The 24,052-nt window shown below is 71.1% G+C and carries 30 protein-coding genes; 20 read left to right on the forward strand and 10 right to left on the reverse strand.

Annotated elements, in window-relative coordinates; all coding sequences use genetic code 11:
• Positions 1-2 precede the first annotated feature (2 nt).
• The 3 genes from IE272_RS28080 to IE272_RS28090 all read left to right on the forward strand — a co-directional run bounded on the left by IE272_RS28080 (position 3) and on the right by IE272_RS28090 (position 3,060).
• Complete coding sequence (locus IE272_RS28080; protein ID WP_050362464.1) at positions 3-608, forward strand: TetR/AcrR family transcriptional regulator; 606 nt, start codon at positions 3-5, stop codon at positions 606-608.
• 139 nt (positions 609-747) lie between these two features.
• Positions 748-1,701, forward strand: coding sequence for an aldo/keto reductase (locus tag IE272_RS28085; RefSeq protein WP_057664805.1), 954 nt, complete (start codon positions 748-750; stop codon positions 1,699-1,701).
• A 66-nt stretch (positions 1,702-1,767) separates the two neighbouring features.
• Positions 1,768-3,060 carry a serine hydrolase domain-containing protein gene (locus IE272_RS28090; protein WP_190008631.1) on the forward strand — a complete coding sequence of 431 codons (1,293 nt, stop codon included), beginning with the start codon at positions 1,768-1,770 and terminating at the stop codon, positions 3,058-3,060.
• A gap of 31 nt (positions 3,061-3,091) precedes the next feature.
• Here the strand turns inward: IE272_RS28090 and IE272_RS28095 are convergent, their stop codons facing one another.
• Positions 3,092-3,793, reverse strand: coding sequence for a TetR family transcriptional regulator (locus IE272_RS28095; RefSeq protein WP_190008633.1), 702 nt, complete (start codon positions 3,791-3,793; stop codon positions 3,092-3,094).
• 111 nt (positions 3,794-3,904) lie between these two features.
• On the opposite strand from IE272_RS28095, the gene IE272_RS28100 reads away from it, so the two are divergent.
• The 10 genes from IE272_RS28100 (at position 3,905) to IE272_RS28145 (ending at position 12,007) form a co-directional block, all read left to right on the forward strand.
• The gene (locus tag IE272_RS28100) at positions 3,905-5,026 is read left to right on the forward strand and encodes an IS701 family transposase (protein ID WP_190008634.1); all 1,122 of its coding nucleotides are present in this window, start codon (positions 3,905-3,907) and stop codon (positions 5,024-5,026) included.
• 130 nt (positions 5,027-5,156) lie between these two features.
• The gene (locus IE272_RS28105; RefSeq protein ID WP_007452970.1) at positions 5,157-5,600 is read left to right on the forward strand and encodes a MarR family winged helix-turn-helix transcriptional regulator; all 444 of its coding nucleotides are present in this window, start codon (positions 5,157-5,159) and stop codon (positions 5,598-5,600) included.
• A gap of 240 nt (positions 5,601-5,840) precedes the next feature.
• Positions 5,841-7,286: an AMP-binding protein gene (locus tag IE272_RS28110; protein WP_190008636.1), complete on the forward strand. Its 1,446-nt coding sequence runs from the start codon at positions 5,841-5,843 to the stop codon at positions 7,284-7,286.
• Positions 7,286-7,546 (forward strand): acyl carrier protein, encoded by a 261-nt coding sequence (locus IE272_RS28115; protein WP_007452968.1) that lies wholly within the window; start codon positions 7,286-7,288, stop codon positions 7,544-7,546. Before IE272_RS28110 ends, IE272_RS28115 begins: the two co-directional genes overlap by 1 nt.
• A gap of 165 nt (positions 7,547-7,711) precedes the next feature.
• On the forward strand, positions 7,712-8,086 hold the full coding sequence (locus tag IE272_RS28120; RefSeq protein ID WP_050362458.1) for an ectoine synthase: 375 nt from the start codon (positions 7,712-7,714) through the stop codon (positions 8,084-8,086).
• A gap of 83 nt (positions 8,087-8,169) precedes the next feature.
• The gene (locus tag IE272_RS28125; protein WP_050362457.1) at positions 8,170-9,300 is read left to right on the forward strand and encodes an acyl-CoA dehydrogenase family protein; all 1,131 of its coding nucleotides are present in this window, start codon (positions 8,170-8,172) and stop codon (positions 9,298-9,300) included.
• A 14-nt stretch (positions 9,301-9,314) separates the two neighbouring features.
• Entirely contained in the window at positions 9,315-10,061 is a 747-nt protein-coding gene (locus IE272_RS28130) for a transglutaminase-like domain-containing protein (protein ID WP_229897768.1), read from the forward strand.
• Between the two features lie 59 nt (positions 10,062-10,120).
• Entirely contained in the window at positions 10,121-10,966 is an 846-nt protein-coding gene (locus IE272_RS28135) for a maleate cis-trans isomerase family protein (protein WP_190008639.1), read from the forward strand.
• Positions 10,963-11,205: a DUF6253 family protein gene (locus tag IE272_RS28140; protein WP_050362454.1), complete on the forward strand. Its 243-nt coding sequence runs from the start codon at positions 10,963-10,965 to the stop codon at positions 11,203-11,205. Before IE272_RS28135 ends, IE272_RS28140 begins: the two co-directional genes overlap by 4 nt.
• 55 nt (positions 11,206-11,260) lie before the next feature.
• A complete protein-coding gene (locus tag IE272_RS28145; RefSeq protein ID WP_056701840.1) occupies positions 11,261-12,007 on the forward strand; it encodes a 4'-phosphopantetheinyl transferase family protein in 747 nt (248 codons plus the stop codon).
• Between the two features lie 82 nt (positions 12,008-12,089).
• Here IE272_RS28145 and IE272_RS28150 read toward each other — a convergent pair whose 3' ends face one another.
• Positions 12,090-13,031 (reverse strand): ScbA/BarX family gamma-butyrolactone biosynthesis protein, encoded by a 942-nt coding sequence (locus IE272_RS28150; protein WP_229897770.1) that lies wholly within the window; start codon positions 13,029-13,031, stop codon positions 12,090-12,092.
• 243 nt (positions 13,032-13,274) lie between these two features.
• Between IE272_RS28150 and IE272_RS28155 the strand changes: the two genes are divergently transcribed.
• From IE272_RS28155 to IE272_RS28165, 3 genes are all read left to right on the forward strand, one after another.
• Positions 13,275-13,904, forward strand: coding sequence for a ScbR family autoregulator-binding transcription factor (locus IE272_RS28155; RefSeq protein WP_050362451.1), 630 nt, complete (start codon positions 13,275-13,277; stop codon positions 13,902-13,904).
• 121 nt (positions 13,905-14,025) lie between these two features.
• Positions 14,026-14,745 carry a haloacid dehalogenase-like hydrolase gene (locus IE272_RS28160; RefSeq protein WP_050362450.1) on the forward strand — a complete coding sequence of 240 codons (720 nt, stop codon included), beginning with the start codon at positions 14,026-14,028 and terminating at the stop codon, positions 14,743-14,745.
• Positions 14,742-15,512 (forward strand): SDR family NAD(P)-dependent oxidoreductase, encoded by a 771-nt coding sequence (locus IE272_RS28165; RefSeq protein WP_073958144.1) that lies wholly within the window; start codon positions 14,742-14,744, stop codon positions 15,510-15,512. Before IE272_RS28160 ends, IE272_RS28165 begins: the two co-directional genes overlap by 4 nt.
• A gap of 82 nt (positions 15,513-15,594) precedes the next feature.
• Here IE272_RS28165 and IE272_RS28170 read toward each other — a convergent pair whose 3' ends face one another.
• The 5 genes from IE272_RS28170 to IE272_RS28190 all read right to left on the reverse strand — a co-directional run bounded on the left by IE272_RS28170 (position 15,595) and on the right by IE272_RS28190 (position 18,956).
• Positions 15,595-16,008, reverse strand: a complete 414-nt coding sequence (locus IE272_RS28170; protein WP_050362449.1) for a DMT family transporter — start codon at positions 16,006-16,008, stop codon at positions 15,595-15,597.
• Between the two features lie 84 nt (positions 16,009-16,092).
• Positions 16,093-16,413, reverse strand: coding sequence for a DMT family transporter (locus IE272_RS28175; protein ID WP_030588623.1), 321 nt, complete (start codon positions 16,411-16,413; stop codon positions 16,093-16,095).
• Between the two features lie 136 nt (positions 16,414-16,549).
• The gene (locus IE272_RS28180; protein WP_050362448.1) at positions 16,550-17,029 is read right to left on the reverse strand and encodes a nucleoside deaminase; all 480 of its coding nucleotides are present in this window, start codon (positions 17,027-17,029) and stop codon (positions 16,550-16,552) included.
• Positions 17,030-17,179: 150 nt separating this feature from the next.
• Entirely contained in the window at positions 17,180-18,298 is a 1,119-nt protein-coding gene (locus tag IE272_RS28185) for an oxidoreductase (RefSeq protein WP_190008641.1), read from the reverse strand.
• A 1-nt stretch (position 18,299) separates the two neighbouring features.
• Positions 18,300-18,956 (reverse strand): DsbA family oxidoreductase, encoded by a 657-nt coding sequence (locus IE272_RS28190; protein WP_190008643.1) that lies wholly within the window; start codon positions 18,954-18,956, stop codon positions 18,300-18,302.
• 224 nt (positions 18,957-19,180) lie between these two features.
• Here IE272_RS28190 and IE272_RS28195 point away from each other — a divergent pair, with 224 nt between their 5' ends.
• Positions 19,181-19,798 (forward strand): GNAT family N-acetyltransferase, encoded by a 618-nt coding sequence (locus IE272_RS28195; protein ID WP_190008645.1) that lies wholly within the window; start codon positions 19,181-19,183, stop codon positions 19,796-19,798.
• Here IE272_RS28195 and IE272_RS28200 read toward each other — a convergent pair.
• A complete protein-coding gene (locus IE272_RS28200) occupies positions 19,787-20,194 on the reverse strand; it encodes a hypothetical protein (protein WP_179889693.1) in 408 nt (135 codons plus the stop codon). The genes IE272_RS28195 and IE272_RS28200 overlap by 12 nt on opposite strands.
• 156 nt (positions 20,195-20,350) lie before the next feature.
• On the opposite strand from IE272_RS28200, the gene IE272_RS28205 reads away from it, so the two are divergent.
• The 3 genes from IE272_RS28205 to IE272_RS28215 all read left to right on the forward strand — a co-directional run bounded on the left by IE272_RS28205 (position 20,351) and on the right by IE272_RS28215 (position 22,952).
• Complete coding sequence (locus IE272_RS28205; protein ID WP_190008647.1) at positions 20,351-21,187, forward strand: helix-turn-helix domain-containing protein; 837 nt, start codon at positions 20,351-20,353, stop codon at positions 21,185-21,187.
• The gene (locus IE272_RS28210) at positions 21,184-21,420 is read left to right on the forward strand and encodes a DUF397 domain-containing protein (RefSeq protein ID WP_190008649.1); all 237 of its coding nucleotides are present in this window, start codon (positions 21,184-21,186) and stop codon (positions 21,418-21,420) included. Before IE272_RS28205 ends, IE272_RS28210 begins: the two co-directional genes overlap by 4 nt.
• Positions 21,421-21,518: 98 nt before the next feature.
• Positions 21,519-22,952, forward strand: coding sequence for an FG-GAP and VCBS repeat-containing protein (locus IE272_RS28215; protein ID WP_190008651.1), 1,434 nt, complete (start codon positions 21,519-21,521; stop codon positions 22,950-22,952).
• A 37-nt stretch (positions 22,953-22,989) separates the two neighbouring features.
• On the opposite strand, the gene IE272_RS28220 is transcribed toward IE272_RS28215, so the two are convergent.
• Together IE272_RS28220 and IE272_RS28225 are read right to left on the reverse strand one after the other, a co-directional pair.
• On the reverse strand, positions 22,990-23,202 hold the full coding sequence (locus IE272_RS28220) for an acyl-CoA carboxylase epsilon subunit (protein WP_190008653.1): 213 nt from the start codon (positions 23,200-23,202) through the stop codon (positions 22,990-22,992).
• The coding region (locus tag IE272_RS28225; RefSeq protein ID WP_308433881.1) for an acyl-CoA carboxylase subunit beta at positions 23,199-24,052 on the reverse strand (854 nt) is incomplete at its 5' end. The genes IE272_RS28220 and IE272_RS28225, both read right to left, overlap by 4 nt.

The following is a 24,052-nucleotide window of genomic DNA, read 5'->3' on the forward strand; positions in this document are numbered from 1 at the left end:
GCGTGGCGACAGGGCGCACCGACCCCGAACGGCGGGACCGCATCATCGACGCCGCGCTGGACCTCATCGTCGACGAGGGCGTCGCGGGCGTCTCGCACCGTAAGGTCGCCGCCCGCGCGGGCGTGCCGCTCGGTTCGATGACGTACCACTTCTCCGGCATGGACGAGCTGCTGCACGAGGCGTTCACGCGTTTCTCCGGCACGATCGTCGCCGTCTTCGAGGAACGCCTCGGCGCCGCGAACACCCCCGACGAGGCGCGCGAGGCCGTCGCCGATCTCGTCCACCACCTCTCCGGCGGCAACCAGCGCGAGCTGATCCTCACCCATGAGCTCTACACGCTCGCCGCGCGCCGGCCCGCCTACCGCGAGCTCACCCGCACCTGGATGGGCCGCAGCCGCCGCGCCCTGGAATGGCACTTCGACCCGGCCACCGCCCGTCAGCTCGACGCGCTCATCGAGGGCCTGTCGATCCACCGCGCCCTGGAGACCGAGCCCCACGGCCGCGCCCTGACGGTCGAGGCCATCGCCCGGATCACGGCGTCGGCCCCCGCCGCCCCGGACGGGCAGACCCCTCCCCCTCCCTCGCCTGCCGTCGCCCGGCGGAAGTAGCACCCGGCCTCCGGACCCGCGTCGACATCCCGAAGTCGTCCGGAGGTCGGCAAGTAGGAACGGGTTGCTGTGCTTCTCCATCGCGGGCTGTTGCTATGAGGTGGTCGCTTTCCTCTGTGGAGAAGGGAGTTCTCGCAGGATGCGAACCACAACACTGGGCAGGGACGGGCCGGTCGTCGGACGGCTGGGACTGGGCGCGATGGGGCTCTCGTACCGCTACGCCCCGGCCCTCAGGGACAGGGGCAAGGCCGTATCGCTGGTCCAGGAGGCGGTGGACCTCGGGGTCAACCTCGTCGAGACGGCCGGCGCCTACGCGGCCGGGGACAACGAGCGGCTGATCGGTGAGGCCATCCGCGGGCGCCGGGACGAGGTGGTGCTGTGTACCGGCGGCGGCCTGCTCGGCGACGCGGACGGCGGGCTGCGGCCCGCGGGCGGTCCGCAGGCACTGCGGGCCTCGGTAGACGAGAGCCTGCGCCGGCTGCACGTGGACCACATCGACCTCTATCTGCTGCGCCGCGTCGATCCGGGCGTGCCGCTGGAGGAGAGCTGGGGTGCGCTGGCCGAGCAGGTCTGGGCGGGAAAGATCCGCATGCTGGGGCTGCCCGTCGTCACCGTCCAGGAGGCCCGCGACGCCGAGGCCGTGCACGAGGCGGCGGCGATGGCCGCCGAGGTGTCGCTCTTCACGCGCTGCGGTCTCGACGACGTCGTGCCGTACGCGGTGGAGCGCCGGATCGCGCTGCTGGCCGGCGCCCCGCTCGGCCGCGGTCTGCTGGCCGGCGCGCTGTCCCGGTCCGACGACCTGGCCCCGGACGACTGGCGGCGCACCCAGCCCCGCTTCGCCCCGCGCGCCATCCGCCACAACTTCGCCCTCACCCAGGCGGTCGCCCAGGTGGCCGCCCGGCACGAGGCCACCTCCGCGCAGGTCGCCCTGGCGTGGCTGCTCCGGCTCGGCGATCACGTGGTGCCGCTGCCCGGCACGTCGGCGCCCTACCACCTCGCGGAGAACCTCGGCGGCGACCGGATCCGGCTGACCGAACAGGACCTGACCGACCTGGAGTTCCTTCCCTACCCGGCGGGCGCCCCCGAGGTGTGAGCCGAGCCCGGCCCACGCACCGCCCACCTCTGTCCCTGGCTCCCCACCACTTCTGGAGTTCTTGACATGACGACCTCTCTGGTACGGCAGGTCCTCCCGCGGCCCCGGCCCCGGCCGACGACGGCCGACGTCCACGGAACCACGGCGCCCGGGTTCGCCTCCGTGCGCCATTCCTTCGAACGGGCCTGCCGGGAAGCGGGTCCTGCCGGTTCCCAGGGAGCCGCGCTGGCGGTCGTACGGCACGGTGAGACGGTCGTCGACCTGTGGCACGGCACCGCCGACCCGGTCACCGGGACACCGTGGACCGGCGACACCCTCGAACCGGTGCTGACGGGCTCCCACGGGATCCTGGCCACGGCGGTCCTGCTGCTCGCCGACATGGGCGCGCTCGCGCTGGACCGGCCCGTGGCCGACTACTGGCCGGAGTTCGCGATGCGCGGCAAGGGCGCGGTGACGCTGCGGGACGTGCTGACGTTCACCGCCCGTCTCCCGGGCATGGCGGCGGACCTCGACCAGCGCGACGTCGAGAACCCGCAGATGATGGCCGCGCTGCTCGAACTGCACAGCCCGGAGGACGACCCGCGGGCGGGCGGCGTGCTGCACGGGCCGTGGACCGCCGGGTGGATCGCCGCCGAGGTGATCCGCCGGGTCGACGGCCGCGATCTCGACCTGTTCTTCCTGGAGGAGATCGCGGGCCCGCTGGGCCTCGACATCCATTTCGGCCTCGTGCCCGACCAACTGCCGCACACCGCCCGGATCTCGTACGACGCCGGCTTCCGCGCCCGCTTCCCGGCACCGGACGGCGGGACGGGCCGCAGCGGTGCGAGCGACAGCGGTGCGGACCTCTCCGGGCGGGTGTGGAACAACCCGTCCCCGTTCCCCCCGGACGCCGGGGTGTGGAGCGAGAGCCGGCGGCGGTACGCGCTCATCCCCTCCCTGGGGGCGTACGCGTCGGCCCGCGGCCTCGCCCGGCTCCAGGGGATCCTGGCGGCGGACGCCGTACGGGCCCCGGGCGAGGAGCCGCTGCTGTTGTCGCGCCGCACGCTGGACCAGGCGCGGAGCTTCTGGGTCGAGGGCCTGGATCCGCTGCTCGGCGGGATCAGCGCGTACGGCGAGGGCGGCCTCCAGCTCCTCGACGAGGGCCTCCACCCGGACGTCCGCTCCGGCGCCTTCGGCCACCAGGGTCCCGGCGGAATCGCCTACCAGGCCTGGCCGCAGGCCGGAACCGGGGCCGCCCTGGTCCGCAGCCGGCTGACGGCGGGCACCGGCGCGCAGGTCCTGGACGAGGTCGCGAACGCGGTGGCGGGCGCGGTGGCGGTGGCGGACCCGGTGGCGAGATCGCTGCGGACGACCGCCTGAGACCGGCCGGAACGGGGGCCGGAACCAGCCTTCAGGAGGGTTCCGCCCCGCACTCCGTCAAGTCCGTCGGCTCCGTCGCGTCGGACGGGCCGGGCGCGTCCGTCCGCCCCGTCCGATCCGCCTGGCCCGCCTGGCCTGTCCGATCCGCCTGGCCCGACTGACCCGTCCGGTCGGCGGCGAGGCCGTGCAGGACGACGTTCCAGACCGAATCCCAGACCGCATCCCAGGCCGAGTCCCGGCTCGCGCCGTGAGCGGCCATCGCGCCCTCCGCGAGATGTGCCAGCAGGGCCACCGCGTCCTCCGGAGACACCCCGGGCCGCAGCCGTTGCGCGTCATGGGCACGGTCGAGCAGACCGCGGAGCACGGGGAGCCACACCTCGGTCAACGGCGGCACCTCACCGGGGCGATCGGCCTCCAGGCGGCGTGTGGCGCGGACGAAGGTGTCCTCGTGCGCCAGCCGGGCCAGCGCGCCGATCAGGGTGCGCAGTTCCCGTAAGGGGTCGGGGGCGGCCGCGAGTTCTGCCAGACAGCGCTCGAACCGCGCGTGCCCTCCCGCGCTCACCTCCTCGGCCAGGGCGGTCTTGGTCCCGAAGTGAAAGGTCAGAGCGCCGATCGAGGTCGCGGCCCGCCAGACCATCCGCTGGAGGGAGGCGCCCTCGTAGCCGCGCTCCGCGAACTCGTCGGCGGCCGCTTCCAACACGGCCTGGCGCGTCCTGGCCGCCCGTTCCTGCATGCGCCTTCTCCTTGGACCTCGGCAAGTAGTCGTGCTCTGCGATAGAAATATAACGAACATTCTCTATGTTTGTTAGTCTGCTCAGCGACGCTCACCTGGGAGGGACCTGCAGTGACGACGACGCACGAGACGCCCGACATGGCGACGGGCCGACCGCCGGGCGACCTGTCCCGGCTCCTGTTCGGCCACTTACACCGCTCCGACCAGCAGCGTTGGGGGCATGTGTACCTCCAGGGACTGCTACGGACGGACGGGAAGAAGACCGTGCGCCGGATGGCCGCCGTCGTGACCGGCTCGGAGGCGGCGTCGACCTCGCTGCATCAGTTCGTCAACGCCAGCCCGTGGGAATGGGCCCCGGCGCGCGGCGAGCTGGCGCGCTGGGCCGCCCGGTCGCTGCCGGTGCGGGCCTGGACACTGGCGCCGGCGGTGCTGCCCAAGCGCGGCAACTGCTCGGCCGGGGTGCACCAGCGCTTCCTGCCGGAGTCCGGGCGCACCGTCAACTGCCAACTGGGCCTCGGCCTGTTCCTGGACGCCGGGCAGACGCACATCCCGGTCGACTGGCGGCTCTTCCTGCCTCCCCGGTTCACCAGCGACGAGGCCGTGCGCGACCGGGCGAAGATCCCCGCGACGACGCGGGCCCAGCCGCTGTGGGACCACGCCCTGCGCCTGGTCCAGGAGATGACGTCACGGTCGGACGGGCGGACGGCGCCGGTGGTGGCCGACCTGACGGCCCTGTGCGACGTCGCGCCCCTGGCGCAGCGGCTGCAGGGCGGCGGGCACGCCTTCGTCCTCGCGATTCCGGGCCAGACCACGCTCGCCGGGCCCGAACTGCCGCCCGGGGAACGCGAGTCGGCGCGCGGCCTGCTGCTGCGCCGGGGCGTACGGCACCCGGCGGGGGCCGGCCGGCAGGTCATCTCGCACGACACACCTGTACGCGGACTGCGCCCGGACGGCGAGCGCAGCCAGGGGGCGGGCCGGCTGATGGCCGAGTGGGACGCGGGCAGCGGGCGTCCGGGCCGGATCTGGCTGACGAACATCACCGACCGCCACCCGGCCGAACTGCTGGAGCTGGCGCGTTCGCCCCAGGGGGCGCAGGCCTCGATCGACCGCATGGGCGAGGACTTCGGACTCCTCGACTTCGAGGGCCGCTCCTTCCCCGGCTGGCACCGGCACATGACGCTCGTCTCGGCCGCCTACGCCTGCAGCACCCTGGAGGGCATGACCCGGGCGTGACCCCTGACCCTTTACTTGCCCCTACAACTACATACCGGCCAGAGTTCCCCTGATGGTCACCACTACTCCCCAGATGATTGCATGGGCATGTATCTTGTTGTTCATCGCAGTCGAGAAGGGGAGCCGTTCCATGACGATCCACAAGCAGCCGCGCGCCGCCTCCGACCAGACCATGTGGGAGGCCGTCCTCGGCCTGCACGCCTTCGTGGAACGTCAGCTCGCACACACCCTGCAGCGCCGCTACGGCGTCGGCCTCTCCGAGTACCGCGCCCTGGAGGCCCTCACCCAGGCCGAGAACGGCGAATGCCGCATGCAGGAGCTCGCGGACCACATCGGTCTGGGCCAGAGCTCCGTAACACGCCTGGTGGGACGACTGGACAGCGCCGGCTACGCCTACAAGGACAACTGCGCCGACGACAAGCGCGGCGTCTTCGCCGTCATTACCGACGAGGGCCGCAAGCACTACCAGGACGCCCGCGCCACCTACGCCGACGTCCTCAGCTCGGCCCTCAACACCGCGAGCGCCGACGACCAGCTCGCCCGCGCGGTGCAGGCGCTGCGCAGCGCCGCCTGACACCACCACGACAGACGGCGGGACGCGTCCGGGCGACCGGACCTCCCGCCGTTTTTTGCATGCTCGGGGCTCCTTTTCCCCACCCGAGCACCCTGTGACCTGGATCACTCAATCGTTCGATTTACTTGCTTGACCATGCAAGTAGAACCCCGTAGGTTCTCTCTCGTAGCCACAGATCGCCCATCTACCGAGGGGGGACCGTTGCCTTCGCCTCGCCTGTTGCAGGCATTCACCAGACACGTGCAGGAAAAGCCCGACAGCACCGCGCTCGTCTTCGCCGGCCGACGGGTCACCTACGCGGATCTCGACCGGCTGACCCACCTCGCCGCCGCGGACCTCGACGGCGCCGGCTTCGGATCCGTACGCGCCCTGTGCGTCCCGGCCCACAAGTCGCCGGAGACCGTCGCGCTGCTGCTGGCGGCCTGGCGTCAGGGGATCAACACCCTGGTCCCGTCGCCCGGTCTGGGCACCGCCGCCCTGTCCACGCTCACCGCCCAGGCCCACGGCCCGCTGTCGGCCGTCGCGGTCCCCGGCGGCGGAGCGGTCCTGTCGCGGGAGGAGACCGACCCCACGCTGGCGGACGGCTTCAGCGCCCCCGACCCCGAGGAGTCGCTGCTGACCCTCACCACCTCCGGGTCCACCGGCGTCCCCAAGCTCGTCCCGGTCCGCACCGAGGCCTTCGACCGCTTCGGCGACTGGGCCACGGAGAAGTTCGGGATCGACGGCACCACGAGCTCGCTGAGCTTCTCGCCGCTCAACTTCGACCTGGCCCTCCTCGACGTCTGGACCGTGCTGGAGGCCGGCGGCACCGTCGTCCTGGCCGACGCCGGAGCCAGCGGGGACGCCGGCTATCTGCGCGACCTCACACAGAGCAACGAGGTGACCCTGGTCCAGGGGGTTCCGCTGCTGCACCGGCTCCTGGCCGCGGACGACGCCCGCTATCCGACGGTCCGCACGGTCGTGTTCACCGGGGAGGCCGTCTCCGAGCAGGGGCTGCGGGACGCGTTCGCCGCCTGCCCGGCCGCCCGCTTCCACAACGTCTTCGGCTGTACGGAGACCAACGACAGCTTCGTCCAGGACATCGATCCGGACGCGTACGTGCACCCGCTGCCCATCGGCGCCCCGATCGACGGCACCGACGCCGTGCTGCTGATCGAGGGGCCCGACGGCACCGAGGTCCTGCGCGGACCCGGCACCGGCGAACTGCTGGTGCACACCCCCTTCCAGACCTGCGGCTATCTGGAACAGGCCCGCAACGCCCACGCGTTCATGCCCGACCCCCGCGGCGGCGGCGCCATGTTCTACCGCACCGGCGACCTCGTCCACCGCGACGCCGACGGCCGCTACTTCCTCCAGGGCCGTACCGACTTCCAGGTCAAGGTGCGCGGCGTGCGCACCAACACCCTGGAGGTCGAGACCGTCCTCGGAGCGCACCCGGACGTCGTCGAGGCCGCCGTCGTCGCGCTGCCCTGCCCCGAGGCCGGCACCCGGCTGCACGCCGAAGTGGTGCGCCGGGACGGCACCTCCCTCAGCTCGCTGGGCCTGCGGGCGTACGCGGCGAAGCATCTGCCGCGCCACGCCGTGCCCAGCTCGGTGGGGCTCGCCTGCACCCCGCTTCCGAAGACCGCGACCGGCAAGCCCGACCGCAACTCGATCAAGAAGACCCAACTGAACGGAGACGTTTGATGAGCACCGTCGCCAACGACCCGATCCGCGCGTACATCGTCAGTGAGTTCCTGGCCGGTGAGGACGCCGAGGACCTGACCGACGACTTCGACCTCATCGAGAGCACCGTCGTGAACAGCCTCGGCCTGGTCCGCCTCATCTCCTGGATATCCGAGACGTACAGCATCCCCGTCGACGACATCCCGCTGGAGCCGGCCGCCTACCGCACGCTCGCGGACATCCGCGGCTTCGTCGGCCGCGCCGCTCCGGCCGCCGTCTGACAGCCCTTTCCCTCCGCCCGACAAGCCGAGCAGCCGAGCAGCCGAGCAGCCGAGCAAGGCCAACGAGCCCCACGCACCCCACAGACCCCACGGGCACCGATACCCCCACAGGCATCGCAGCAGCAGCGCACACGTCCAGAAAACAACGATGACAGGAGTACTCCCATGATCGTCCGTTCTCTCTCCGACGTCCCCGCGATCGAGTGGGGCAGCGGCACCAGCCACCGCCTGCTCACCGAGGCCGACGGAATGGGCTTCACCGTCTGCGAAACGCTGGTCCGCCAGGGCACGTCGAGCGCGCTGCAGTACCTCGGCCACCTGGAGGCCTGCTACTGCATAGGCGGCTCGGGCGAGGTCGTCACCGTGGACGGCGCCCACCACAAGATCACGACCGGGACCATCTACGCCCTGGACAAGAACGACGCCCACCACCTGATCGCCTCCGACGACGAGGACCTTCTCCTCGTCTCCGTCTTCAGCCCGGCGCTGCGTGGCGACGAGAAGCACTCGCTCTCCGAGGACGGCTTCTCCCGCTACTGATCCCCACCGCCGGGTGCGGGGCCGCGACGGCGCGGCCCCGCACCCGGCACCGAGCACCCGGCGAAAGGCAAGGCGAGACACCCATGGCAGCAGAGAAGGCCCCCGACACGTACGGCATCACCGCGCCCTACGGTGACGAGCTGAACGACGACGTCACCCGCTGGGACCGGGCCGGCGAGTTCCCGCACGACAAGTGGAAACCGCTGCAACGGTCCGGGCTCTTCACCCTCCCCTTCGCCCCGGAGTACGGCGGCGCCGGCCGGACGCTCACCGAGACCATGGCGGCGCTGGAGGGCCTCGGTCACACCAGCCGGGACGCCGGTCTGAACTTCTCGGCGTCCACGCAGATCGTCAGCGTCGGCATCCCGTTGCAGGCGTTCGGCTCCGAGGACCTGCGCGGGCGCTACCTGCCCCGGGTCACCTCGGGCGAGGCCATCACCGCGCACGCGATCACCGAGCCGAGCCACGGCTCGGACGTGATGAACATCCGGACCACGGCCGTCCGCGAGGGCGACGAGTACGTGCTCAACGGCGGCAAGATGTTCATCACCAACGCCCCGGTCGCCGGCCTCTTCCTGCTCTACGTCCGCACCGGCAAGCCGGGCGCCTTCGGGCTGAGCACCTTCCTCGCCGAGCGCGACACACCGGGCCTCACCGTCGGCGAGCCGCTGGAGACGATGGGGCTGCGCACCTCCCCGATCAGCGAGGTCACGCTGGAGGACGTGCGGCTGCCCGTCGGCAACCGGCTGGGCAGCGAGGGCGCCGGCTTCCTGATCATGGATTACGTGATGAAGCGGGAAGTCCTCTTCTCCTTCGCCGTGAACCTGGGCGAGATGACCCACCGGCTGAAGCGGGTGGTCGAACACGCCACCACCCGGCAGCAGTTCGGCAGCGCCATCGGCAAGAACCAGGCGGTCGCCCACAAGATCGCGGACATGAGGATCGCCGTCGAGACGGCCCGCAAGTGGCTGTACGACACCGGCCTCAAGGTCGAGCAGGGCAAGGACGCGTCGCTGGACGTGGCCGCCACCAAGATCGTGGTCAGCGAGGCCAACCAGCTCACCGCCCAGCACGCCATCCAGATATTCGGCGCCCGCGGCTATCTCACCGGCACCGGCATCGAGCGCGAGCTGCGCAACGCCACCGCCGGCTCCATCTACTCCGGCACCAACGAGATCCAGCGCAACTGCATCGCCGCCCTGATGGGCCTGTGACGAGAGGCATCCGCATGACCGACACCCTGGCACCCACCCTGTCCGAGCAGCAGACCGCCGACGCCACGGCCGCGCGGCCGGGCCCCGACGACCTCGCCCGCCTCACGGCGGCCACCGAATTCCTCGACCACGAGCACGCGAGCGTCAGGGCCTTCGTCGACAAGGCCCTGGACGGGATCGACCGCGCGTCCGCCGGCCAGGTCGACCTCGCCGTCGCCCTCTACTACGCGGTGCGCGACGGCATCCACTACGAGGTCTACGGCGCCGACCTGTCGCCCGAGGGCCTCCGGGCCTCCAGCATCATCGCCGGCGGCAAGGGCTTCTGCCTGCACAAGTCCGTGCTCTACGCCGCCTGCTGCCGCGCGGTCGGCATCCCCGCCCGGCTGCACTACAGCGACGTCCGCAACCACCTCGCCTCCGACCGGCTGCGCTCCTACATCGGCGGCGACGTCTTCTTCCACGGTCTGGCCACCGTGTATCTGGAGGGCCGCTGGCTGCAGGTGACCCCGGTCTTCAACAAGCTCCTGTGCCGGCTGTACGGCATGACCCCGCTGGAGTTCGACGGCCGCTCCGACAGCCGCTACCACCCCTTCGACGCGCAGGGGCGGCAGAGCATGGAGTTCCTCACCGACCACGGCGACTTCGACGACGTCCCGTACGCGTTCGTGATGGACACCATGCGCCGCAAGCACCCGAAGTTCCTGGACGAGGACGGCACCGGCACCGTCAGCGGCGGCTCGCTCGCCGACGAAGCGTCCTGACCCGCGCCCCGTATCCGTAACGGCGCACCAGAAGAACGGCAGAAGAGGAGAAGCACCCCATGACGCAGTTCCAGGCCCGCGAGGACGGCTGGGGCGCGGTCGCCCGCGTCGGCGTCGTCGTTCCGCACGCGGACGTCGGGCCCGAGTCCGAGCTCCAGGCGATGGCGCCGCGCGATGTCTACATCCACGGTTCACGCGTCCACTTCGGGGCGATGCGCCCCGGCGGGGAGATGGACCCCAAGATCCCGCACGACCCGGTGCGCGCCTTCATCGACCCGCCCTTCATCGACGACGCCGTCGAGCTGCTGGCCGCCTCCCCGCTGGACTCCATCGCCCTGGGGTTCACGAGCTCCGCCTACGTCCTGGGCGCCGACGGCGAGCAGAAGCTGTTCGAGCGGCTGGCCGAGCGGACCCGGGGCATCCCGCTGACCGGCACGACGCACGCGGCGGCGGCCGGCTTCCACGCCCTGGGCGCGGAGCGGATCGCGCTCGTCAACCCGCCGTGGTTCGACGACGAGTTGTCGGCGCTGGGCGCCTCGTACTTCGGTGAGCGCGGCTTCGACGTGGTCCACCACGCCCCCTGCGGCCTGCCCAGCAATCAGAAGCTGATCACGCCGGAGGCGCTGGTGATGTGGATCGAGACCGTCGTCGCCCCGCAGCAGCCGCAGGCGGTGCTGGTCGCCGGCAACGGCATCCGCGCCGTGGGCGCCATCGCGGGCCTGGAGGAGCGGCTCGGGTTTCCCGTGCTCACCGCGAACCAGGTGCTGTTCTGGCACGCGCTGCACGCCGCCGGCGGCAGCGAGGCGGCGGCGCGGATCACCGATTACGGTGCCCTGTTCGGTGTCCTCCCCGAGGGTGCGGCCGCGGGCGTCGCCGCGGGAGCGGTCGTGGGGGCGGCGCGATGAGCCTGCTGCCCGCGTACGGCTACCAGGCCGCCGTGCAGGAGACCTGCGACACCCCGGAGTACCACCTCCCGCTCGTGTGCTGGCACGACGACGGGACGGGTGTGCGCGGCATGGTGCTGTACCGGGGAGCGCTCCGCCCGGCGGAGCAGGTGCCGGGGTTCCGGCGCTATCTCGCCTCCGAGGACCTGGAGCAGTACGCCACGACCGGCCCGTGGCCGCTGCTCGCAGCAACCGCCTGATCCGACGCGTGGCGGGGACCGGCCGGGTCCCCGCCGCATCAGGAGCCGTATCGATATGACACACGACCTCAAGTGGTCCGACGCGCCTCCGGGAGAAGTCCTCGATCCGGTCGGCATCTGGATCGTCCGGGCCCCGGCCGGGCAGCGCCTCCCGCCCGGCGGGACCCCGCCCGACTGGCTGGACGAGAAGGAGCGGAGCCGGCTGGCCTCGATACCGCAGCAGGCCGGCCGGGAGGCCTACGCCTTCGCCCACTGGGCGTTGCGGAGCGTTCTCGGGTCGTCGCTCGGCTGCTCCCCCAGGAGCGTCGGCTTCCTGCGGCAGCCGTGTCCCGGCTGCGGTGGGGCGCACGGAAGACCGGCGATCCGCGATCCGGACCCGGACGGCGAGGCACCGGAGTTCTCGATGTCGCACAGCGGGGACCATGTCGCCATCGCGGTCGCCGAGGCCACCATCGGCATCGACATCGAGTCCTGGCCGACCCCGGAGTCCGTCGCCGGGTATCTGCCGTTCCTCCATCCGAAGGAACAGCAGTGGCTGGGCGGTCGCCCGGAGGACGAACTCGTCCGGGACTTCGCCCGTCTGTGGACCCGCAAGGAGGCCATGGCCAAGGCGACGGGACAGGGCATGGCCGCCGTCATGAACCGGCTGGATCTCACCGGCCAGCCGCTCGGCTGGCGGGTGCGGCAGCTGATCGCACCTCCCGGGTACGAGGCCAGCTTCGCGGTCCCGGCCTCGGTGCACGTCGCGGTCACGGTGCACGAGGAGCTTCCGGAGCCGATGCCGGAGCCGGTGCGGGCCTGACGCCCGGCGGCGGGCGGCCCGTGTCCCCCCACGGAGGGGATACGGGCCGCCCGCCGCTTCGCGTGGTGCGGCCGGACCCGCCCTACAGGCCGGTCGGCCCCTGGACGGTGACCTCGGAGGTGAAGACCCGGACGCCGTGCTGCTCGATCGACACGTTCACACGGCTGCGGCCCGTGCCGTCGGGGACGGGATCGCCGGCCACGACGACGGCGGGGGCGTCGAGTTCGACGTACCGGGCGAAGTCCGTCGTCATCGCGGTGACGGTCGCGCCGCCGTCGCCGACGGCGTGCGCGGCCTGCCGGGCGGCTTCGAGGAGCAGCATCCCGGGCACGTGGTCGACGGCGTGGTCGAACAGCACCGGGTGCGCGGGGTCCACGCGCAGCATCCACCGCCCGTGCCTCCCGCCCGGATCCGGTGAGAGCACCACGTCGGCCGGGGAGTCCCGGTCCACCCGGTGCGGCTCCACGGGCGGGCCCGCCGGGAGGCAGGCGGCGAGCGCGGCCCCGGTGTCCGCGTAACTCCCGCGCAGCCGCCGGTATATGGCCGCGGGCTGGTTGTTGAAGCGGGTGAACGCGGTGCCCGTCAGCCGCTCCCCCAGGTGGACGTCGACGCGCATCGTCATCCCGGCGAACCTGCTGCCGCGACGGACCACGTCCGAGCAGGACACCACCAGGCGCACCTCGTCCTCGACGCCGGTCACCAGCGACGCCGACGGCTCGACCGCGAAGCTGAAGGTCTCCCAGGCCTGCTTGTACTCCCTCGGTACGTCGTGCACGGCGTGGGACAGCAGCGGAACCGTCTGGCGCACGCTCTCGGCGAGCAGCATCGGGTCGTACGCACCCCCCGACGGACGGTAGAAAGCGTGCCCCTGCGGCCAGCGCGCGGTGAGTTCGTAGCGCCCCGGGTGCGGCTCGGCCCACGACGTGAGCAGGACTTCCTCTCCCCGAAGTTTGTGCACCTGCCACTGGTGCACCTGCCGCCGCTGGACCGGACTCGCTTCACGGCTCAGGACAGAAACAGACAACTTGGCCCCCCAAGATCGGTTGTTTCAGCGATCGACTACACAGAGGTGCGTGAGCACCACTCCGTGTACCCGACTCAAAAAATAATGTTCCTTTTATTTTGGCAAGTCAAGGGGCTCGATCCTCTGAATTTTCTTCGAGGTGATTTGTTGCTTTATCCAACTCAAGTCCACCAAAACGGACTTGCCCGCACCGCCGTTCACCCAGATAACATAAGGAGCATTCTTTTTGGGAAGGTGAGAGGTATGGCACTGAAGCAAGAGCGGGCAGAACAGACCCGTCGAGCACTGCTGCTCGCAGCGGCAGAGGTCTTCGACGAGTTCGGCTACGCGGGGGCCAGCATCACCCGCATCCTCAAGCGTGCCGGAGTGACGGCGGGGGCGCTCTACTTCCACTTCGGCTCCAAGGAGGACCTGGCCAAGGCGGTGATGAACAGCCAGCCGGACACCCTCGTCCCGCTGCTGGCCGCCAGCGGGCTCCAGCGGCTCATCGACCTCACCCTCGTGTGGTCGTGGCAGTTGCAGCGCGACCCGCTGCTCCGGGCCGGCGTGCGGCTGACGAACGAACAGGCCTCCATCGGCGACTCCCTGAACGCCGACCCGTACGAGAAGTTCCGCGGGATCATGAGCTCGTGTCTCCACGAGGCGCGGGAGGACGGCGAGTTGCAGCCGGGCATCGAGCCGACCGTGGTGGCGGAGTTCGTGATCGCCGCCTGTACCGGCATGCAGATGTACTCCAACGTCGTCAGCGGCCGCAGGGACCTTCCCGAGCGCACCCAGCAGATGTGGAACCTGCTGCTCCCGGGCATCGCGGTCCCGTCCGTGATCACCCGCGCCGAGGCGACCCCCGCTCGCGGCGCCGCGATGATGCCCTGACCTCCCCGCTCGCCCGGAATGCCCGCCCGGAATGCGCGCGCCCTGCCCCGCCCTGCCCGCCCTGGCTGTTGTGCCTGCTCTGCCTGTACCGAACGTCCACGACGATCATCTACGGAGCCGCATGATCTCCCTGCGCCTGGCCGCCCTGAACATCGACGGCGTCCTGCTCAACGACACCTTCAGCCCGGTCATCCACCACTTCATCGTCAGCAGAGGCGGGACGTACACCGCCGAGCTGGAGCGCTCGATCTTCTCCCAGCCCCAGCACGTCGCGGGCCGGTTACTCGCTGCGGCGGTGGACGGCGACATGACCGGCGAGGAGGCGCTCGCCGCCTACTTCGAGGACCGTGCCGCCTACCTCGCACGCCACCCGGTCACGATCACGCCGGGCACGCGTGACCTGCTCCTCCGGCTGCGCGGCGCGGGCCTGCGCACGGTCTGTTACGGCGGTCTGGGCAAGGACCACTTCGACCAGCATCTGGGCCGCTACGCCGAGTTGTTCGACGGTCCCGGCTATGTCTGCACCAACGACATCCGCCCCGGCCTCAAGGAGATCACCGAGGACGTGTTCGGGCTCCGTCCGGGCCAGGCCCTCTTCGTCGACGACGTCGCCCGGGTGGCCGACGTGGCCCGCGAGCTCGGCACCGCCTTCGTCGGCCACCCCTCCTCCTTCGTCCACAGCCACCAGCGTGCTCTGATGCGGGAGGCGGGCGTACGCCATGTGATCAGCGGTCTCGACGCGCTCGACGGCGAGCTGCTGCACCGGATCGACCGGGAGATGAACCCTCAGATGCTCTGGAGAACGCCCCTGTCCACGGCCGTCCGGGCCGGGCGCGCGTGACGCCGGGCGGGCAGCTGCTGCACGGCAAAGTGGCGCTGATAACCGGCGCTTCCAGCGGTATCGGCGCCGCGGCGGCCCGGCACTTCGCCGACGAGGGAGCCGCCGTCGTGCTCGTGGCCCGCAGGGCCGGGCTGGTCGAGGAGGTCGCCGAGCGCATAAGGAAGGACGGCGGCCGGGCCGTGGCCGTACCGGGCGACGTCACCCGCCAGGCGGACATGGAGCACGCCGTGGCCATGGCGGTCGCCCGGTTCGGCAGGCTCGACTGCGCGTTCAACAACGCCGGTTACGCCAGTGCCGGAACGGTCCTGCACGAACTTCCCGACGACGTCTTCGACCGCACCATGGACGTCAATCTGCGCGGCGTGTGGAACTGTCTGCGCGCCCAGATCCCCGCCATGCTGCCGGGCGGTGCGGGCTCCGTCGTCAACACCTCCAGCGTCGCGGGCGTACGCGCCACCTCCGCGTCGGCGCCCTACGTGGCCGCGAAGCACGCGGTCATCGGTCTGACCAGGGCGGCGGCGGCCGAGTACGGCGAGCGCGGCATCCGCGTCAACGCGCTCGTGGTGGGCAGCACCGATACGGAGATGATGGACGGCGTTCTGTCGGCCGGCCTCTCCGTGGGCGCCGGCTTCGGGGGCAAGGCGATCCAGCAGCGCCTCGCCGATCCGACCGAGATCGCCCGCGCCGCCGCCTGGCTCTGCTCGGACGCCTCGTCCTTCACCACCGGATCCGCCCTCGCGGTGGACGGCGGCAGAACAGCGAAGTGACGGAGTGACGGAGTACGCCGCAGGCGCCCGCGCCCCCGGTGAAGGGGCGGCGGGCGCCTGCGGGCGTACCGGCGGGAGAGCGTCAGACCTGAACCGCGCTGGTCCGGTCCGCGATCTGCTCGGAGCGGGGCGCGGCCGCCGCCTCGGGCTTCGTGCGGTCGGCGAGCTTGAGCCAGATGACCCCGACGATGATGACGGCCAGCCAGATGCCCTTGGCCAGGGTGAGGGTCTCGTCGAAGAAGAGCGGGCCGAGGACCGCGGCGCCGACCGCGCCGATCCCCGCCCAGACGGCGTAGCCGATGCTCACGTCGATCGTGCGGAGGGCGAGGCTCAGTGCGTAGAGCGTCAGCAGGAAGAACACCACCGCGACCAGGGACCAGGTCAGGACGGTGAAGCCTTCGCTGCCGCCGACGGCGAGCGCGTACCCGATCTCGAAGACTCCGGCGAGCAGGAGCGAGAGCCAGGCGTTGGTGGAGCTCTTGGCTTCGTTGGACATGGGAGGTGAGTCCTCTCTCAGGGAAGTCGTCAGGTGGTGGCGCGGAGGTGCGGGGCGTACGGGGCCGGGGGCCTGGCTCCGGGGTCAGGCGGAACCGCTCAGCTGCAGGCCGACGACGCCACCGATGACGAGGAGAATGCCGATCGCCTTGTTCACGTTCAGACGCTGGCCGAAGAACAGCGCGCCGAGGACGGTGATGCCGACGCCCGCGACGGACGTCCACAGGGCGTAGCCGACGCCGACGTCGAAGGTCAGCAGCGCCTTGCTGAGGAAGAAGGTCGCGGCGGCACCGCTGGCCAGGGTGATGCCGGTCCACTTGCGGTTCTTGAAGCCCTCGGCCTTTCCGGCGGCGATGGCGACCAGGATTTCGAAGGCGACGGCGATGGCGAGGTAGAGCCAGTGCATGGGAGGTCCTTCCGTGCGGTGAATGGGCGGGGATGAACGGGGTGAGCGGGAAGTGCGGGAAGTGCGGGAAGTACGGGTGAGCGGGAAGTACGGGGTGACAGGTGCCGGGCGGCCGTGCCGTGGGGCGGGTGGCCGGCTAGCGCGGGGCTCTGCTCATGGAGAGGAAGTCCTGGAACGGCTGCTCGGCCTCGGGCAGGTGCAGCGCGGTGACCTTGATGGGCCAGCGCTCCGGGTCCTCGGCGAAGACGGCGTACGAGCTCGTGTAGTCAAAGCCGTACCGGGCAGCGGTCCTGCGGTCGGCGGCGTGCACGATGTGGCCGATGCCGGCGTACCGCGCCGCCAGGTAGCACAGGGCGCAGGGCTCACCGGAGGCGATCAGGGTGGCGCCTGCCACGGCGTGGATCCCGTACTTCGTGGTGGCCTCCCGGAGGGCGACGACCTCGGCGTGGGCGGTCGGGTCGTTGTCCTCACGGACGCGGTTGAAGCCCGTCCCCAGGATCCGTCCACTGCCCACGACCACGCCGGAGAAGGGGATTCCGCCCTGCGCGACATGCTCGCGGCTGATCCGGACCGCCTCGTGGGCGTAGCCCAGCAGTTCGCTTTCGTGTGTACCCATGAGCAGTTCGTCTCCCGAGTTGCCCTGCGTCGGTCTTGTGGTCGGCCATCCGCTCGGCCATTTGCCTGCACATGCAAGCGGATGCTTTCAGAATCCTCCGCCGGCAACTTGCCCTGCGGGAACTACCCTTGCATGTGCATGTAATCAGTGTCAAGCGTTCGCGTACGTACGGGCGTTGTCCAGAGTCGCCAGCGGCTCCAGCAGCCGGGGGTCGAACGCGGCCTGGACCGTCCCCGCCGCCACCCTGCGCGGCAGGTCGGGGTTGGCCAGCGCGCCCGTCCCGATCGCCAGGACGTCGGCGTGCCCCTCGTCCAGAACGCGCCGCGCCACGGCTTCCTGATGCAGCCCGCCGTTGGCGATCACGGGGAGCCCGGTGACCGTCCGGGCGAGCGCGGGCAGCGTCCGCCCTTCCGGGAACCAGTCCCGTCCGCCTCCCGCGAGATGCAGATAGTCGGCACCGGCCGCGGCGGCGGCGGTGAAGACCGCTTCCGCTTCGGCGTCCCCGCCCGGCCATCGCCAGGCGGGGTCGTTGATCTTCCCCTGGGAGAAGCGGACGCCGACCGGGAAGCCGGCCCCGGTCGCGCCTCTGACCTCGGCCGTCACCTCCCGTACGAGCCGCAGGCGTTCCTCGACTCCCCCGCCGTAGTCGTCGGTGCGCAGATTGGTGTACGGGGTGAGGAACTGGTCGAGCAGATAGCCGTTGGCGGCGTGGATCTCCACCCCGTCGAAGCCGACGTCGCGGGCGCGGGCCGCGGCGGCGGCGAAGCCGTGGACGGCCTCCGCGATCTGGCGGCGGGTCAGCTCCATCGGCACGGGCCAGGGGCCGCTGCCCCGGTACTTGGCCAGTTGCTCGCCCAGCGGCCGTACCGCCGACGGGCCGGCGGCCCGGTCACGGAAGCGGTTGCCCTGCGAGAGGGCCCCGGCGTGCATCAGCTGGAGGACGACGCGCGCGCCGGCGGCATGCGCTCCCTCGACGACGGGCCGCCAGGCGGCGGCCTGCGCCTCGTCCGTGATGCCGGGCTGATGCAGGTAGCCCTGGCTGAAGGCCCGGTCGGTGTAGGTCCCTTCGGTGATCAGGAGCCCGAAGCCGCCCTCGGCGTACGCCGTGTAGTACGCGGCCATCTCCTCGGTGGCCCGGCCGTCCTCGGTCGCGGAGACCCGGGTCATGGGGGCGACGGCGTATCTGTTGCACAGCTCCAGCCCCGCGAACCGGGCCGCCTTGAGCGCGGGATGTGTGCGGGGAAGCGCACCAGGACGCGTGGCGGGCACCTCAGCAGCTCCCGTCGATGCCGCAGGAGGCTCCGTAGACGACGCCCTCCGCCTGCTGCGCCCGGGCGTCCAGGATCGCCTTGCGCAACTGGGCCGGACGCGGAACCCCCTCGATCCGGATGTCACCGACGAGCAGGGTGGGAACGGACTGCACGCGGTGGGCCGCCGCCTCCCGCAGGGCCTCCTGATGACGGGCGCGATAGGTCCCGTCCGCCAGCGCGGCCCGGAACCCGGCCTCGTCCAGGCCGACCTCGCCGGCCAGGGCGACGAGGACGTCGACCTGCCCCAGGTCCTGGTTCTCCTGGAAGAAGGCGCGGAACATCCGCTGGTTGTAGGCGGTCCCGAGGTCGTGCTCGGCTGCGTACTGATAGCCCTCGAAGGCGAGAGCGGTGTACGGCTGCGGGGACACGGCGGGGAGCGTGATGTCGACGCCCAGACGACGCGCCATGGGGTAGACGGCCCGCTCCCAGATGCTGGGCAGGTACTCGTCCTCCGGCCGCAGGGTGGGCTGGGGGTGGGGGCGCAGCTCGAAAGGCATCCACTCGACCTCCACCTCCCCGCCCACATCCTTGATCGCCTCTTCGAGCGGGCCTTCGGCCAGCATGCAGAAGGGGCAGACGTAGTCGGACCAGATCTTGATCTTCACGGGTTCAGCCATGCGCCGACCTCCAGGTCATTGATCGCGCAAGCAACAACATCCCGCGACAGTGCGGCAGGAGTTGACGGACGACCAGAAGGTTGCACGATCATGCACTTTTGTGTCAAGTCTCCCCGCCGTCGCCGGGACAGCGGACCGGGAGGACCGACCGGAACCGGCCAGAAGCGGCCGGAAGCTGCGGGAAAACCCTTGCGGGAGCGCTCCCGCAGCTGAAAGATCCCCGCATGACCTCTCCGTCGCCCGTGCTGCGCCCGTACCGCCCCGAGGACCGCGAGGCCCTTTTCGACATCTGCGTACGCACCGGGCACGAGGGCGGGGACGCCCGTCACCTCTACCCGGACCCCGGCCTGCTGCCGAACATCTTCGCCGCGCCCTACGCCGTCCTTGAGCCGGAGCTGGCGTTCGTGGTCGAGGACAACGGGCGCGCGGTCGGCTACATCCTCGGCACGGCCGACACCGCGTCCTTTGTCGACCGCTACCGCGCCGAATGGCTCCCCGGCCTCGCCGAGCGCTACCCGGCCCCCGTGCGCGAACCGGCCACTCCCACCGAGGAGATGACCACCCTGATGCACGACCCCGAGCGCATGATCCTGCCGGAGCTGGCCGACTATCCGGCCCACCTGCACATCGACCTCCTCCCGACCCACCAGCGGTCGGGGCACGGCCGGCGGCTCATGGAGACCTTCCTCGCCGCGCTCGCCGATCAGAACGTCAAGGCGGTCCACTTGGGCATGCTCACCACCAACACCCGGGCCCGCGCCTTCTACGACCGCGTCGGCTTCCACGAGATCGCGGTTCCGGACGCGGGGCCCGTGACGTATCTCGGTCACTCAATTCAGTGACGCATACGCCGCGTTGAACAGGATTAACGTGTGCACGAACCGCCCCGGGCGCGTGGGCGGGTACCGCCACATCAGCGGCCAGGTGTCACCCCCGAGCGCCGGTACGGGGACGTAACTGATGCGGCCCGTCGCCGCGTTGAATGTCGTCGCCGCACGCGGCCACGGCCGCCCGACCGTGGAGCCCGCGGGCACGAGGAAGTACACCCCGCGCCGCCCGTTCGACTCGGTGACGACGGGCCCCGGCTCCCCGCCGACCAACTCCTCCATCAGGTCGGCCAGCCGCCGCCCGTCGTCGCCGTCCACGCGGACTGCGTCGAATTGCACGCCCGCCTTGCGGAGCTGGAATCCGGAGTCCGGAATCCACTCGGCCCTCAGCCCACCATTAAGTGCGTTCACAGGACGATTGTGACCCCGATCACCTAGCGTTCTCCGTACCTGCCGAGGTGCGTCGTACAGCCGTTGACCTGCTCGAACTTCTCTGAAGTGGGGTGGATTTCAACGACTTCGAGTAGTGACCGGTTGAGTCCGGTCGAGTCGAAATGAGATCGCGTAATGGCGAGTGCTGAGAACAAGCAAACCGCGAGCCCGATGGCCCTCATGGTGGCGGAAGTGGTCCGGACGATGCGCATCCAGCGGGGGTGGACACAGGAACAGCTCGGCCTTGAGCTCGGCTACTCGGCAGCGGCCGTGAGCGCCATGGAGACGTGCGCGCAGCCGGCGAGCGACGCGATGCTGGTGGAGCTCGAACGCGTACTCGGCAACGGGACCACCGTGTTCGATACCGCGCGGCGGTACATGCGGATGGAGAAGTACCCGCAGCAGTTCCAGGACTACGCGCTGCTGGAGCAGGCCGCGCTCAGCCTCCAGTTGTTCGCGACGAACGTCATCCACGGGCTGTTCCAGACGGAGGCGTACGCGCGGGCGCTGATCGGCGGCGGATACCCGCCGCTCTCCGAGCAGCGGGTCGAAGAGCTGGTCCAGCTGCGGATGGAGCGCACGGTTCTCTTCGACCGCGACCCGCTCCCGATGATCGAGATCATCATCGACGAGGCCGTCCTGCGGCGCGTCATCGGCGGCGAGGAGGTCATGCGGGAGCAGCTGCTCCACCTCGTGGAGTGCGCGCGCCGCCGCAATGTCACGCTGCTGGTGCTGCCGCTGGACGCCGGTAAATATGGGGAGTACGCAGCTGGTCACGGCGAGATGAACCTGGTGGAGACCCCTACGCACGAGCATCTCGTCTATCTGGAGGCGCAGGACGAGAGCCTGCTGATCAGCGACCCCGCAAAGGCGAGCACGTACGCCCGGCGCTATGCGATGATCCGGGCACAGGCCCTGGGTCCTCGTGAATCGCTGGACCTCATCAAGCGGTTGGCAGGAGTAGCGGTATGAGCAGCACCCTCCGATGGTTCACGTCGAGCTACAGCAACGCCAGCGGCGGCAACTGCATCGAGGTCGCCTTCGACTGGCACACGTCCTCCTACAGCAGCTCCAGCGGCGGCGAGTGCATCGAGGTCGCCGCCTGCCCCCACGCCGTCCACGTCCGTGACTCCAAGGTGCCCGACGGGCCCGCCTTCGCCGTCGCGCCCGACGCCTGGTCCGCGTTCCTCACCTGGACCGGCTGACCGGTCCGCCGAACCGGGACCCCGCGTGACCGCGGCGCGGGGTCCCGTGGCTGAATACCCCCACACACGCCGGGCAACTCAGGGTGGGGGCACTACACATGACCGGAACGACCGCACGTGCGAGACGCACGGCCGCACTGGCCGCCATCGCCGCGATGACCGTGGCCGCGACCACGCTGTCCGGGGGGACAGCACAGGCCGCGCCGCTTCCCGTGCCGCAGGACATCAACGGGGACGGGTACAGCGACGTCGTCGTCCCCGCGCCCCGTGCCACCGTCAACGGACTGGACTGGGCCGGGGCCGTCGTCGTGCTCTACGGGTCCGCCCAGGGCGTCTCCGCCGCCAAACGGGCCGTGATCACGCAGGCCTCACCGGGCGTCCCGGGGGCCGCCGAGGCCGGGGACGCCTTCGGGGCGTCGAGCGCCGTCGCGGACCTCGACAAGGACGGATTCGCCGACGTCGTGATCGGATCGCCGTACGAGAAGGTCGGCTCCGCGAAGGCGGCCGGCGCGGCGACCGTCCTCTGGGGCAGCAAGAACGGGCTGGTCTCCGGGGCCGCGCTGCCCACCGTCGTCGAGCCGGACGGGCAGGCGGGCCGGGACGTCGCCGCCTGGTCCGGGCCGGACGGGACCCAGGTCCTCGTCGTCAACAACAACACCACCAGCCAGCTCACCGGACCGTTCACCCGGACGGGCGGCGTCGCGTCGTCCTACCTGCACGACGGGACGGGGTGGATGCGCTCCGCCGCCTACGGCGATGTGAACGGGGACAAGGCTGCCGACCGGGTGCTCGTCAACGGCCGCATGGGCGGGCTCAGCGGCGGCTACGCGTTCGTCAACTACACCAACGAGGCACATCCCTGGGCCCACCGGATGCAGGGCGGCGACGGGCTCACCTCCGTCGTCGGGGACGTCAACGGGGACGGTTACGGCGACCTGGTCCTCGGCGACCCCGACGAGCCCGGCACGGTGGAGGGCCTGTGGGGCCACACCGGCGGGGCCGTGCACGTGTGGTTCGGGTCGGCGAAGGGCGTGGCGTACGACAAGGATCCGATGACCATCCACCAGGACACCGCCGGGGTGCCGGGCGGCGGGGAGCGGTACGACGCGTTCGGGGCGTCCGTCGCGGTCGCCGACCTGAACCGGGACGGGGCCGCCGAGATCATCGTCGGTACGCCAGGCGAGGAGATCGGCGGCAAGGGCAACGCCGGGGGCGTCATCGTCGTGCCGGGCCGCCGTACGGGCCAACTCGGCGCGGGCTCCTACGCGTTCAACCAGGACACCGCCGGGGTGCCGGGCGGCATCGAGGCGGGGGACCAGTTCGGGGCGACGGTGAGCGCCGGGGACCTGAACCGGGACGGGCGGCCGGACCTCGTGGTCGGCGCCGCGTGGGAGAACGACCAGGGCGCGGTGTGGGTCCTGCCGGGCGGTGCGTCGGCTCCCGCCTACAGCTCGTCGGCCTCCTTCGGCCCGGCCGGTCTGGGGCTGCCCTGGGCCAGCGGGATGCTGCTGGGCGGCGACCTCCAGCAGTGACCGGCACGCACGGGCCGCGTGAGGCGGCCCGTGCGTGTCATCCCCGGCCGTTCCGCCAGGAGGCGGCAGGGGAGAGCGGGTGCGCGGCATCGCCCCAGGCGGCCCGTTCGTGGACGCTGCCCGGGGGCGGAGGGGGCGGCCGGCTCCGGACGGCGGTGAGGACGGCCGCGAGGGCGGCCAGTTCCTCGTCGGTCGGGGAGCCGTGGACCACGCGCAGGAGGGGGCCGAGCGGCCCGGTCGCGGTGCTCATGTGGGCTGGTTGCCGTGCTTGCGCGACGGCAGGTCGGCGTGTTTGCGGCGGAGCATGGCGAGCGAGGCGATGAGCACCTCGCGGGTCTCGGCGGGGTCGATGACGTCGTCGACGAGGCCGCGCTCGGCCGCGTAGTAGGGGTGCATCAGCTCGGCCTTGTACTCCTTCACCATGTGCGAGCGCATGGCCTCGGGGTCGACGGCTTCGGCGATCTGGCGGCGGAAGATCACGTTGGCCGCGCCCTCCGCGCCCATCACCGCGATCTCGTTGGTGGGCCAGGCGTAGGTCAGGTCGGCCCCGATGGACTGACTGTCCATGACGATGTACGCGCCTCCGTAGGCCTTCCGCAGGATGAGCGAGATCCGCGGCACGGTGGCGTTGCAGTAGGCGTAGAGCAGCTTCGCGCCGTGGCGGATGATCCCACCGTGCTCCTGGTCGACGCCGGGCAGGAAGCCGGGGACGTCGACCAGGGTCACCAGCGGGATGTTGAACGCGTCGCAGGTCTGGACGAAGCGTGCCGCCTTCTCGGACGAGTGAATGTCCAGGACCCCTGCCAGTGCAAGAGGTTGACTGGCGACGATGCCGACGACCTGGCCGTCGAGGCGGGCCATCGCGCAGATGATGTTGCGGGCCCAGCGCTCGTGGATCTCCAGGTAGTCGCCGTCGTCGACGAGCTCCTCGATCACCTTGTGCATGTCGTACGGGCGGTTGCCGTCGGCCGGGACCAGATCCAGCAGGACGTCGCCGCGCCGGTCGGCGGGGTCGTCGCTCTCGACCGTCGGCGGGTTCTCACGGTTGTTCGAGGGCAGCATCCCGATGAGGTAGCGGACCTCCGCGATGCACGTCTCCT

This window comes from Streptomyces anulatus, assembly GCF_014650675.1.
Lineage (GTDB): Bacteria > Actinomycetota > Actinomycetes > Streptomycetales > Streptomycetaceae > Streptomyces > Streptomyces anulatus.

What these genes read in the sequence shown, in the direction of transcription:
- IE272_RS28085 (WP_057664805.1), top strand. Translation starts at nt 748, where the DNA reads ATGCGAACCACAACACTGGGCAGGGACGGGCCGGTCGTCGGACGGCTG.
- IE272_RS28090 (WP_190008631.1), top strand. Translation starts at nt 1,768, where the DNA reads ATGACGACCTCTCTGGTACGGCAGGTCCTCCCGCGGCCCCGGCCCCGG.
- IE272_RS28095 (WP_190008633.1), bottom strand. Translation starts at nt 3,793, where the DNA reads ATGCAGGAACGGGCGGCCAGGACGCGCCAGGCCGTGTTGGAAGCGGCC.
- IE272_RS28105 (WP_007452970.1), top strand. Translation starts at nt 5,157, where the DNA reads ATGACGATCCACAAGCAGCCGCGCGCCGCCTCCGACCAGACCATGTGG.
- IE272_RS28115 (WP_007452968.1), top strand. Translation starts at nt 7,286, where the DNA reads ATGAGCACCGTCGCCAACGACCCGATCCGCGCGTACATCGTCAGTGAG.
- IE272_RS28120 (WP_050362458.1), top strand. Translation starts at nt 7,712, where the DNA reads ATGATCGTCCGTTCTCTCTCCGACGTCCCCGCGATCGAGTGGGGCAGC.
- IE272_RS28125 (WP_050362457.1), top strand. Translation starts at nt 8,170, where the DNA reads ATGGCAGCAGAGAAGGCCCCCGACACGTACGGCATCACCGCGCCCTAC.
- IE272_RS28130 (WP_229897768.1), top strand. Translation starts at nt 9,315, where the DNA reads ATGACCGACACCCTGGCACCCACCCTGTCCGAGCAGCAGACCGCCGAC.
- IE272_RS28135 (WP_190008639.1), top strand. Translation starts at nt 10,121, where the DNA reads ATGACGCAGTTCCAGGCCCGCGAGGACGGCTGGGGCGCGGTCGCCCGC.
- IE272_RS28140 (WP_050362454.1), top strand. Translation starts at nt 10,963, where the DNA reads ATGAGCCTGCTGCCCGCGTACGGCTACCAGGCCGCCGTGCAGGAGACC.
- IE272_RS28145 (WP_056701840.1), top strand. Translation starts at nt 11,261, where the DNA reads ATGACACACGACCTCAAGTGGTCCGACGCGCCTCCGGGAGAAGTCCTC.
- IE272_RS28155 (WP_050362451.1), top strand. Translation starts at nt 13,275, where the DNA reads ATGGCACTGAAGCAAGAGCGGGCAGAACAGACCCGTCGAGCACTGCTG.
- IE272_RS28160 (WP_050362450.1), top strand. Translation starts at nt 14,026, where the DNA reads ATGATCTCCCTGCGCCTGGCCGCCCTGAACATCGACGGCGTCCTGCTC.
- IE272_RS28170 (WP_050362449.1), bottom strand. Translation starts at nt 16,008, where the DNA reads ATGTCCAACGAAGCCAAGAGCTCCACCAACGCCTGGCTCTCGCTCCTG.
- IE272_RS28175 (WP_030588623.1), bottom strand. Translation starts at nt 16,413, where the DNA reads ATGCACTGGCTCTACCTCGCCATCGCCGTCGCCTTCGAAATCCTGGTC.
- IE272_RS28180 (WP_050362448.1), bottom strand. Translation starts at nt 17,029, where the DNA reads ATGGGTACACACGAAAGCGAACTGCTGGGCTACGCCCACGAGGCGGTC.
- IE272_RS28190 (WP_190008643.1), bottom strand. Translation starts at nt 18,956, where the DNA reads ATGGCTGAACCCGTGAAGATCAAGATCTGGTCCGACTACGTCTGCCCC.
- IE272_RS28195 (WP_190008645.1), top strand. Translation starts at nt 19,181, where the DNA reads ATGACCTCTCCGTCGCCCGTGCTGCGCCCGTACCGCCCCGAGGACCGC.
- IE272_RS28205 (WP_190008647.1), top strand. Translation starts at nt 20,351, where the DNA reads ATGGCGAGTGCTGAGAACAAGCAAACCGCGAGCCCGATGGCCCTCATG.
- IE272_RS28210 (WP_190008649.1), top strand. Translation starts at nt 21,184, where the DNA reads ATGAGCAGCACCCTCCGATGGTTCACGTCGAGCTACAGCAACGCCAGC.
- IE272_RS28215 (WP_190008651.1), top strand. Translation starts at nt 21,519, where the DNA reads ATGACCGGAACGACCGCACGTGCGAGACGCACGGCCGCACTGGCCGCC.
- IE272_RS28220 (WP_190008653.1), bottom strand. Translation starts at nt 23,202, where the DNA reads ATGAGCACCGCGACCGGGCCGCTCGGCCCCCTCCTGCGCGTGGTCCAC.